The sequence below is a fragment of the Cupriavidus sp. UBA2010 genome (assembly GCF_002335265.1).
In the GTDB taxonomy this organism is placed as follows: domain Bacteria; phylum Pseudomonadota; class Gammaproteobacteria; order Burkholderiales; family Burkholderiaceae; genus Cupriavidus; species Cupriavidus metallidurans.
Genome location: NZ_DDCI01000002.1, coordinates 1 through 9,857 on the forward strand (window position 1 = coordinate 1; position 9,857 = coordinate 9,857).

10 protein-coding genes and 1 pseudogene are annotated in these 9,857 nt (G+C 63.5%); all 11 read right to left on the reverse strand.

The window, feature by feature from the left end; genetic code table 11:
- Positions 1-94 precede the first annotated feature (94 nt).
- Complete coding sequence (locus B2246_RS00420) at positions 95-907, reverse strand: GTPase (RefSeq protein WP_043942133.1); 813 nt, start codon at positions 905-907, stop codon at positions 95-97.
- A gap of 280 nt (positions 908-1,187) precedes the next feature.
- Complete coding sequence (locus tag B2246_RS00425) at positions 1,188-1,466, reverse strand: hypothetical protein (protein WP_044314045.1); 279 nt, start codon at positions 1,464-1,466, stop codon at positions 1,188-1,190.
- Positions 1,467-1,560: 94 nt separating this feature from the next.
- The gene (locus B2246_RS00430; protein WP_286964007.1) at positions 1,561-2,298 is read right to left on the reverse strand and encodes an ABC transporter substrate-binding protein; all 738 of its coding nucleotides are present in this window, start codon (positions 2,296-2,298) and stop codon (positions 1,561-1,563) included.
- Between the two features lie 212 nt (positions 2,299-2,510).
- The gene (locus tag B2246_RS00435) at positions 2,511-2,903 is read right to left on the reverse strand and encodes a hypothetical protein (protein WP_044314043.1); all 393 of its coding nucleotides are present in this window, start codon (positions 2,901-2,903) and stop codon (positions 2,511-2,513) included.
- 21 nt (positions 2,904-2,924) lie between these two features.
- Positions 2,925-3,137 (reverse strand): hypothetical protein, encoded by a 213-nt coding sequence (locus B2246_RS00440; protein WP_003158617.1) that lies wholly within the window; start codon positions 3,135-3,137, stop codon positions 2,925-2,927.
- Between the two features lie 329 nt (positions 3,138-3,466).
- Positions 3,467-3,712 (reverse strand): annotated as a pseudogene (locus B2246_RS00445) (hypothetical protein); the annotation flags it as partial.
- Positions 3,713-4,235: 523 nt separating this feature from the next.
- On the reverse strand, positions 4,236-6,248 hold the full coding sequence (locus B2246_RS00450; protein WP_012205960.1) for a DNA topoisomerase III: 2,013 nt from the start codon (positions 6,246-6,248) through the stop codon (positions 4,236-4,238).
- Between the two features lie 270 nt (positions 6,249-6,518).
- Positions 6,519-6,959 carry a single-stranded DNA-binding protein gene (locus B2246_RS00455; RefSeq protein ID WP_012205959.1) on the reverse strand — a complete coding sequence of 147 codons (441 nt, stop codon included), beginning with the start codon at positions 6,957-6,959 and terminating at the stop codon, positions 6,519-6,521.
- Positions 6,960-7,032: 73 nt separating this feature from the next.
- Positions 7,033-7,560, reverse strand: coding sequence for a DUF3158 family protein (locus B2246_RS00460; RefSeq protein ID WP_012205958.1), 528 nt, complete (start codon positions 7,558-7,560; stop codon positions 7,033-7,035).
- A complete protein-coding gene (locus B2246_RS00465) occupies positions 7,557-8,357 on the reverse strand; it encodes a PFL_4669 family integrating conjugative element protein (protein ID WP_012205957.1) in 801 nt (266 codons plus the stop codon). The genes B2246_RS00460 and B2246_RS00465 overlap by 4 nt, the downstream gene beginning before the upstream one ends.
- A gap of 317 nt (positions 8,358-8,674) precedes the next feature.
- Complete coding sequence (locus B2246_RS00470) at positions 8,675-9,850, reverse strand: STY4528 family pathogenicity island replication protein (RefSeq protein WP_286964012.1); 1,176 nt, start codon at positions 9,848-9,850, stop codon at positions 8,675-8,677.
- Positions 9,851-9,857: the final 7 nt, after the last annotated feature.

The window sequence follows — 9,857 nt, forward strand, 5'->3', positions numbered from 1 at the left end:
TTCCCGGGATTCCGTGAAGAACCAGAAAAAAGGCCCTCCTTCCGAATGGAGGGAGAGCCTGTGGGGGGCATGTCGCCTGGTTCTTTTCGTGGTGTTACGCCGGTACAGCGCGGCGCCGTCGGGACGTCTCCGCGCCGATCACGCTCACATCGATCAGACGCCAGCGCCCGTCGTCGATGAGCCGCTCCAGCACTTCGCCGAGCATGTCGAAATACACCTCGTCGTGCCGATCGACCAACTCGCCGTCGCGGCACAGCTCCACCGCATAGGTATCGCTGCCGCGCTGGTAGAGGATCGTCACCCGACCGTCGAACTTCGCGGTCGAAACCGTGAAACTGATCGCCGGAGGCGTTTCGATGATCTTGGCCGGCTTCGGATCGACCCAGGTGAAGTCGTGGGCGCCCGCATCGACCAGCATGTGGGTGATGCGCCGGAACCCGTCGGGCGCCGACATTTCCTCCAACTGCTCGATGAGCTGACCCAGTTCCATACACTGCGGCTCGGGAATGGGCAGCTTGGCCGGCGCGGAGCCGAGGATGTGTGTCTTGACGGTGTAGGGAGTGCCGTCGGACATCATCTCGGTGCGCTCTTCTGGCGTGTCCGCACGCAGACCGTCGAAACGACGACGGGCATAGGGTTGGACATGCACCTTGGTGCCCTCGCTGGGAATGCTGGTCACCAGGTTGGGATCGAGTACCGCGAACTCGCTGGGCTTGAGCTTGACGACGATGGCGTCCTCGCTGGCTGCGACCACCTTGCCGTCGAAGGGCTGGGGATCGATGACAAAGCCCAGTGTCGAGGACTGTGGCTGATCATCGAACACGCGGTACTTGAACGACCGCACGTTGCGGGGCACATGGCCTGCGACCAGCGAAGGCATCAGGGTCTTGATAAGAGAGCGATCCATGTGAATCTCCTTGAGGAAGAACAAGGGATTCCCCGCCCGCAAGGGAGAGATCCCTTGTGGGTGGATGGGCGCGATGCGTCCGTAGGAAGAAACAACCAGCACGGTTTCCCGCGCTTGCAGCCTTGAAGGTCTTGGCTGCCTGGGCATGTGTCGGCAACGCCGACGAACATGGGGTAAGGATGGCCCTGGAGTGAGCGGCCTGCGCTCAGGAAACCGCACCGCGCCGCACCCGCTTTCCTGCGCCGCGCCAAGAAAAGGCCCCTCGAAAGCGGCTGGGTGGTCAGGCTTGGTACACGAAGTAGTGTTCGCGCTGACGTGGAAAGAACACATGCTTCCATGTGTCGCCGCCGGTGTTGCCACCGTCGAAGACGACCATTTCGTAGGCATCAATGTCGGTGTCTGCCAGATCGGCGCTGGCGATATGGCGCATGTGCAGCATGCCGCTCAAGCGCTCGAATACCAGGATCTGGCCGATGGCGTCGTCCTGGCTCATGGCGTTGACGCAGGCTCCAAGCTGATGCTCGAAGTCGCGTGCGGGCGAGATGAGGTCGGGGAACATAAAGTGCTCCTATGAAATAGGACCAGCCTGGCTCCCAGAAAGGAGACAGGCTGGCATGGAGGGCAAAGAGGAAGGTGGGCGCGTGGTGTGTTTGCTAGGGCTCGGCCAGCGGCAGGCCCAGCAACACGGGCGCGTCAGCGTCGAGGATGAGGATGCGCACATCGGCCTGGCCAGCCAGTTCCAGGATGTTCGCCAGGTCGTCGGGCATGCCCTTGCTGCGGTGCTCCTGCCGAAGCTGCTCGGCGGTGATGCCATCGGCGTACTCCAGGTTCTTGTCCGTCCAGGGCGTGGAGATCAGCTTGACGCCGATCGCCGGGCTGTACGGAACCCGAAAGGCGATGAACAAAAAGGCCTCCGGCGTGGCAAGGTCCGCCAGATTGGCGAGGTACTGGCCGGTTTCCGGGCTGATGTGTGCGCTGCTGATCTCCCAGCATCGGCTGTAGTAGCCGGTCTCGAAACTCAGGCGCCGCACAACTTCCCGCGCGGCCTCGACCGAATAGCTGTCACCAACGTGGATCAGGCGACCGTCGAAGTCCTCGCCATGAATGGCATAGACCACGGCACCGATCACGCCTTCGCCGTTAACACCTTCATCGGCATCGCATTCGGCCAGTACCTCGGCACTCACAGGTTCAGAGCCGTTCGTGACCACCGCGAAATCGCTGATGACGATGCAGGACGATGAAATCAGTTCCTGGTCGGACAGGTGTTGCTGGCTCGGGTGGATATTTCGCCAGACAGGCGGGCTTCCGTCCTCGTAGCTGATGGACAGCGTGCGGACGATTTTCAAATTCCAGTAGCCGCGAACAAAGGGATTGGGATTCTGAGACATGGGGACGCTCCAGATTGAATAATGGAGCCAATTCCCGCCACCGGGAATTGGACCCGGTGGGTTGAAAGGGGAAAATGCGTCAGGCAGAGGTGATCGTTGGCTTTGATTCAGCCGCCTTACGCTGGGCAACGGAAAGGAAATCGAGGGACATGACCGTGTAGGTGCATGTCCCTCGTGGGGAACGAAAAGACGGGGGTGTGCCAGAAACGGGCTCACCAGCCGCTGTAGTTCAGCATCAAGTCGGCAATGACCTGGCGGCGTTCCAGGTCGAGACCGTCGAAATCCGACAGCCCGTGGAAATGGCAGCGTTTGAGCATGGCACCGCCCTCGTGCGCGTTGTAGAAGCTGACCATGGCGGACAGAAACATGCGTTGCCCGCTGCTCAGGACACCGAGGGCATCGTTGAGCCGCAGCATGTTGGGACGCAGATCCCACTTGCTTTTGGCCTGGTTCAGGCCGTCACGGGTGCCGTCGCCGAACCATTCGGGGCCAGCGATCTCGGCACCACGCTTCCAGGCCTCGAAGAAGGCTTGGGGCTCGGCAGCGAAATGCTGCTCTTCCCGCATGATCTGATCGACGACTTCCTGCGGCAGCAGTTGATTCATGGCGTGATTCCTCCAGTTGGATCAGGGAATGGCGAGCTGGGACCAGCCGCCTCTTTCGAGGGCACGTTGAGCCGCCGCATGGCTGCGGAAGTACTCGTGCGATTCCCGCGAAACGGGACCTTCGGTATCGCGCGTGCCGATGTAGTGGCCGGCGGCGCTTTGCAGGACTTCGAGCGGCAGGAACTTGCCGCAATAGGTCAAGGCCAACTGGCCGAAAGAGGCTTTGTGGGACATGGGTAGGCTCCTTGGAAAAGCGGGGCCTTGTCCCTCACGGGATGGCAGCTCCCGCACGCGGTGGATAAAAAGCATCGGCGTCACGGGGACGCGTGTCCGCAGACTTGATGCGATACGGACTGGCGGGTTACGCGGGAAGAACCCACGGCAGCCTGGAACCCATGGCTGCTGGCATGTGCTGACGAATCAGCGAACATGCGGGCAGCTTCGTCCGGGGGCCGCGCTGCGTCAGTTGGAAAACGACATTCGGCCCAGCCCGGATTGATGGGCGCAGAGACAGAAAACCCGCATCGAGTGCGGGCTGTCAGGGGGGGCGTGGGTGCGTTGGCTCACTCGGTCGTGTCGCCCAGGACATGCTGCTTCCACAGGGCGAATGCCTCGTCCTGTCCCAGTTCGGCCAGGACCACAATGGGTTGCGCCTGCCGCGCACGCAGCGAAGCGAAATACGCCTTACGGTCGGCGATGGCCTTGAGATTGATGCCATCGATGAACAGCAGTTTGCCGCCCTTGATGAACAGCACCTTGTTGCCAAGGTCGCGCTCGAACGCGGCTCGTACTTTCTCCGGTTGTTGCATGCGTCGGTTTCCTGTTGCTGTGGCCGGCCGTTGGCTCGGAACGTTGATCGGCGAGATGAAGATGCCGAAGGCTCGCTGACCTTCGGCTCGGGAGGAAATAACCACCCGTGGGCTGTTGCAGGCCCGGTCGTCGCTAGAACCGTCTGCTCATCAGCAATCACACCCGGCCCATGTCGTGGCTGGGGCCGGCATCGTCTGGCGCACATCCGCGCACAAAGGGAGCCCGTTTTTGCGCCGGTGGGCACCGGCACCGAATACCGCTGACCACAAAGGGTCTCCGGGTGGCTCGCGCTGCCTGGTAAGCCATCGGGGGACCCTTCGCAGTGGGCGGGAGAAACACAGACCAGCAGAACACGCGGGAGACGGTTCGCGGAAAAGCTACCTTCAGGTCCCGCAGCCGGGGACGGCTGGGCGGGACGCGCACACGGACAAGAAGGTGTTGCGCGCTGGGCGACCCGCAGGGGCGTGCGGGACACGGGCCACGCCTTTGAAACAGGGCGCGGCCCACGGGAAACGGAGTCAGTCAGGCGCCTTTGCGGCCGCTGCTACGCGAGCGCGAAGCGCCACGCTTGGGCGTACCGGATTCGACCGGCAGCGTGCCTTTGCAGTCGGGGTAGCGACTGCACGACCAGAATGGGCCGCTCTTGCCGGTGCGCTGGCGCGTCGCTGCGCCGCACTGCGGACATGCTGGCCCATGGGGAAGCTTGATGGACAGGGACATGCTGCCGTACTGCGCGATCAACTGCGAAATCCAGGCGGCCTGCTTGCTGAGGAATACGTCCAGGGTGAGCTGTCCCGCCTCGATCATGTCGAGCGCCTGCTCCCACACTGCCGTCGTGCCGGGGTCTGCAATCGCTGCGGGCACGGCGTCGATCAGCGTGAACGCCGCATCCGATGCGCGAATGGAGCGCCCCTTCTTCACGATGTAGCCACGGGCGATCAGCACGCTGATGATGTTGGCCCGCGTCGCCTCGGTGCCGATGCCCGTCGTGTCTTTGAGCTTCTGCTTCAGGCGCGGGTCGGTCACGAAGCGCGCAATGCCCTTCATCGACTTGACCAGTTCGCCCTGGGTGTAGGGCTTGGGCGGCATCGTCTTGAGCGCCTTGATCTCGACCTCAGCCACCTGGCACGCCAGGCCCCCACGCAGCGGGGGCAGCACCTGGCTGCGCGCCGCGTCGTCGCCGTCCTCATCCGCTTGCGGTTCGGCCAGCACCAGACGCCAGCCTTTGACGACCACCTGTTTACCGGTGGCCACCAGCATCTGCTGGCCGCAGGAAAACTCAGCCACGGTACGGTCGAACTCGTGGTGCGGGAGGAACTGCGCCAGGTAATGCGCCCGGATCAGCCGGTACACCGCCAGTTCCTTCTCGCTCAGAGGAGAGAGGTTCGCGGGTTCGAGCGTCGGAATGATGCCGTGGTGCGCCGTGACCTTGCCGTCGTTCCATGCACGCGAACGCTGGGAGCGGTCGAGCTGGCTCATGATCGGGCGCAGCGACGGATCGGTCTTGAGCAGGCTGTCCAGGACGGCGGGCACCTCGGCGAACATGCTTTCGGGCAGATAGCCGGAGTCCGAGCGCGGGTAGGTCGTGGCCTTGTGCGTCTCGTACAGGGCCTGGGCGATCTGCAATGTCTCCTGCACGTCCAGCCCGAGCTGCTTGGAACAGACCTCCTGCAAGGTGCTCAGGTCGAACAACAGTGGCGGGCCTTCGCGCACGCGCTCGGTCTCGACCGACACCACCTGGGTGTTGTCCGCGACGCGAATCTGCAGCGCCGCCTGCTGGGCGACCGGCTGTTGCAGGCAACGACCGGCGTCGTCGGTGCAGCCGTCGGGCGCAACCCACTGCGCGGAGAAAGCCTGACCCTCTGTGGACAGAGACACGTCGATGGCCCAGAACGGCGCCGACTTGAAAGCCGCGATTTCGCGGTCGCGATCAACGACCAGCTTCAGGGTCGGGGTCTGGACACGTCCGACCGACAGCACGCCGTCGTAGCCCGCCTGCCGCCCGAGCAGCGTGAAAAGACGGCTGAGGTTCATGCCCACGAGCCAGTCTGCCCGCGAACGCGCCAGCGCCGAGTAATACATCGGCAGCGTATCGGACGACGGTCGCAGCTTGCCGAGCGCGGTGCGGATCGACGCATCGTTGAGCGCCGACAGCCACAAGCGCTCGATGGGACCACGGTAGCCGCACAGGTCGATGATCTCGCGGGCGATCAGCTCGCCCTCGCGGTCGGCATCGGTGGCGATGACGAGATGGGTCGCCTTCGCCAGAAGCGCCTTGACGACCTTGAATTGCGTGGCGGTCTTGGGTTTGACCTCGACCCGCCACTGCTGGGGAATGATGGGCAACTGCTCCAGTGACCAGCGCTTGAGCGCCGCGTCATAGACTTCGGGTGCTGCCGCTTCTACGAGATGGCCGATGCACCAGGTAATCGTGACGCCGGAGCCGCTGAGGCAGCCTTCACCGCGCTGCGTCGCGCCGAGAATCCGGCCAATATCCTTGCCCTGGGAGGGCTTCTCGCACAAGAACAGGCGCATGTCCGTCCATCCGATTTCCGTGGTTCATTGAGTTGCTGGAATCGAGGATGCCGAGCACCGCCAAGGGCAGCAGCAAACAAGTCGCGAGCGGTGGCGACCTCTTTCACGGGATGGAATGGCTGGGGTGGAGATGGCGTGCAGCCGGGGGGGGGCGGGCCGGGAGCCGCGATTTTCGGGAGCGCGTGGAAGCCGGTGGACGTTGATGGAGCTATCCCCTGGGGATAGCTCGCGGGTGCATGGAGCGGCGAACAGTGGCCGGCTCATACCGGGTCACTTCCTACGCCGCGGCTCTTTTGGCGCAGCCGGTTCCTGGGCGGCCTGGGACTTTGCCTCCGCATCCTGCGGCTTCGGGCTGAGGGTCACGGACTCGATGCGAAACGGCAGGATGCCGACGCTGCGCGCGTTGATCTGCCAGGTTTCGCGCGGCTGATCCTCATTGTCCGTCCAGGGTTCGCGCTCCATGCGTCCGACGACCAGCACGCGCATGCCTTTCTGGTACAGATCCTTCCAGTGTGCGACGTCACGGTGCCAGATTTCCACCGGTGCCCAGAAACCGCCGCGATCCTCGAAGTCGCCGCCTTTGGTGGGAACGGGGTTGTCGAAGTACACGTTCAGCCGCAGCAAGCGCCGCGGCTCGTCGTTGCCGTTGGGGAACTCCCGGTACTCGGGCGGTGAGCCAATGTTGCCTTCACCCCAAAAATGCGTGCTCATGTTGCAATCTCCATGGTGGTTGAAATACCCGTGCCGCGTCGGCGTCGGGCGCGTACTGGGGTGTCCGATGCCATCACCGATCACGCACTCCAGGTGGGATGGACTTGAGCCGTCGCAGGTAGGCGTCCTCCGCCTTGGCGGCCTTGCTGGCGCACTCCTGGGCCTGCCTGCCCAAGGTGTGCAACAGGCTGATCTGCATGTTCAGCGTGATGCGTTGAAGCTCGATCGCGTGCAGCTCGGCCAGCAGGTTGACCGGCGTGCCGGTGCTCGCCATCAATTCCTGCCACAGGGCTACGCCCATGGCTGAGCGGTCGTGCTTGCGCCAGCGCAAAAACGCCGTGCCTGCGCCCGTGGTCTGCTGGGCCAACTCCACGGGCAGTAGGTGGAAGGGATGCCCGACTGCCTGTTGCAGCACCTGCCGCTGCGCCATGTCAATCAACTCGTCGCGCATGGCGAAACACTGACTGGCCCAGGTCTCAAGATCCCCCTTACCCTTAAAAGGCTTTAAAAGGCCTTTTAGAGAGGCAGCGTGTTCCAGCTTCATGAAGGCTGCCTGTTGCAGGCCCTGGAAGTAGCGGGGTTCGCGGTTCGGATCGCTCATGCCTGCTCGTCCTCGACCTCGCCGGCGCTGACTTCGGGTGCTGCGTCAGTGGCGGGCTCGTCGGTGGTGGCCGCGTCGTTGGGGGCAGGCGCTGCAGCAGGACTCTGAGCACGCTGTTGCAGGCCACGGCGCACGATGGGCGGCGCGAACTTCGAGCGGCGCGTGCCTTCCAGCACGTCCTGGGGCAGTTCGCCGAATTTCTCCAACGCCGCCCGTGCTGCGGCGTTCTTTGACACGAAATCGTCGCGCGTGCAGCCCGAATAGCGGTATTGCTGGGCCAGCGAAAACAGGCTGCGCAGTGCATGGGCGCCCTCGTTAAGCCAGCGCTCCAAGGTGCTGCGGTCGATGAGCGCCGTGTGGTGGGCGAGGATCAGTTTGCGGGCGATGTCGTCGTAGTCGGCCAGCAGATAGACGGCGGCAAAGCCGAGCTGCGCATTGACGAACAGCGGCAACTTGACGGGCTGCACGTTAAGGTTCTCGCCCAGGCTGAGTGCCGGCGGCACGCTCGCCAGTGCCTGATCCACCTGCTCGCGCAGCGATTGCAGCGTGGTCTTGGTCTGGTCGAGCTTGGCCTCGATGCGCAGCATCCACCAATCCGAGTACGGGTCGTCCTGCTCCGAACCGCGCCGCATCTTGTTCATTTGGGCGATGTAGCCGTTCAGGCCGACGATGCCCGGTCGCCCCTCGGCGGCGGCACGGCCATGCCAGATGCGCGAGGCGTGGTGCGTGTGAAGCGTCAGCGACATCGCGCTGCGCAGGGAGCCGAGATTCAGTTGCAGAGGTTCATTGGTTGCCATGGTGTCCGCTCGTTGTGGGAAAAGGAGCGGTCAGCTTCGGCAGGAAGCGGAAGGCAGTCAGTCAACAAACCGAAACCAGCCAGACCCCGGTTCAGCGCGTGGTGGCCGCATGCGGCGCGAGCTATCCCCAGGGGATAGCTCCATGGAGCGCCAACGAACGCTGCACGTCGGGATCAGGACGGGCAACGCCGCTGCTGCGGCAGATGTTCGATGTCAGGTCTGCGACTGCACAGCATCCGCCCCAACGGTGGAACTATCCCCAGGGGATAGCTCTATTGGCATCCATGGGTGTCCACTTCACCGCCTTGCCAGCCTGCTCACTTGCTGGCGAGCAGATCTCGAAGCCGCTCGATGTGCTGCCTGGCGACTTCTGGTGGCACCGGCTTACCCTGCGTTTGGGCCGGCGGTGCGGGTGGTGGCCGTTCGTTTGGTTGAGTGGGTGCCGGTGGCGGGTCTTTCTTTGCCCAGGCATTGAACTCACCGTGGATGGCCCGCTGGATGATGCCGAACAGATACCCTGCGGGATTGCGGATGCCGTGGTTGCTACAACGCGCGGCCCATTCGTCCAGCACGTCCTGCCTCAGCGAGGCATCAACCTGCTGCAATGCCACCTTGGCACCCGCCTGCTGTTCCGCCTTCAGTTGCGCAAAGCGCTTGGGCCATTGCAGATCGCCCAGCGCGCGCGCCTGCGCAGTAGTACGTATTTCATTAATACAACTACTACGTACTGTACGGGCCTGCTTCGGATTCCGAAGAGAGACGTCTGGCGCGGGTTTCGACCCTGCTTCGGAATCCGTAGAGGGGCGTTCGCCATTCCGAAGAAGGCTCGGAGCCCCTTCTTCGGAGTCGTGAATGGCGTCTTCCTGTGGATAACTATCGCTGGCCGTGAGGTCCTGCTTGGCGAGACGTTCGGCCATCACCTGCAACCGTGACGGGAGGGTGCGTCCGGCCAGTAATGGGTCTTCACCGATTTCCTTGAGCGTGTGCAGGCCCACGATCTGCACGGCCTTGGCAGAATGGCCGAGCGCCTGGCTGACGAGTTGCAGGTAGTCCGGGTCGAGCTGCATGGCCTCGAACGGTGTCAAGGGTTCGTCGTGCAGCACGTACAGATTGCCGAGGATGCGGCCGGTTTTGGGGTCACGCCGTCGCCGAACCAGGCTCAGCCAGCGAGTCAGGCGCATCAGTGTCAGCGCCCGTGCCACGGTTTCATGCGAGGCCTGGCCTGCGCAGGGCATGGACGCCAGCCAGGGCCGCAACTGCTCGTAGGTGGGAAATGCGGTTACGCCATCGTCGTTGAGCATCAGCCGGAACACTTGCCAGGCGTTTCGTTCCAGCGGCGTCAAGCGACGGTCGAGGAACAACTTGCGTGGCACCGTCTCGTGCCGGTTGCCACTGAACAGGAAAGCATCGCCGGAGGTGGGCGTGGGCGACTGTGCCGGTGTAGACGCAGGTGCGCTGGGGGCGGGCTTGGGCACAAGGGAAACGCTGCACAAATCAGCC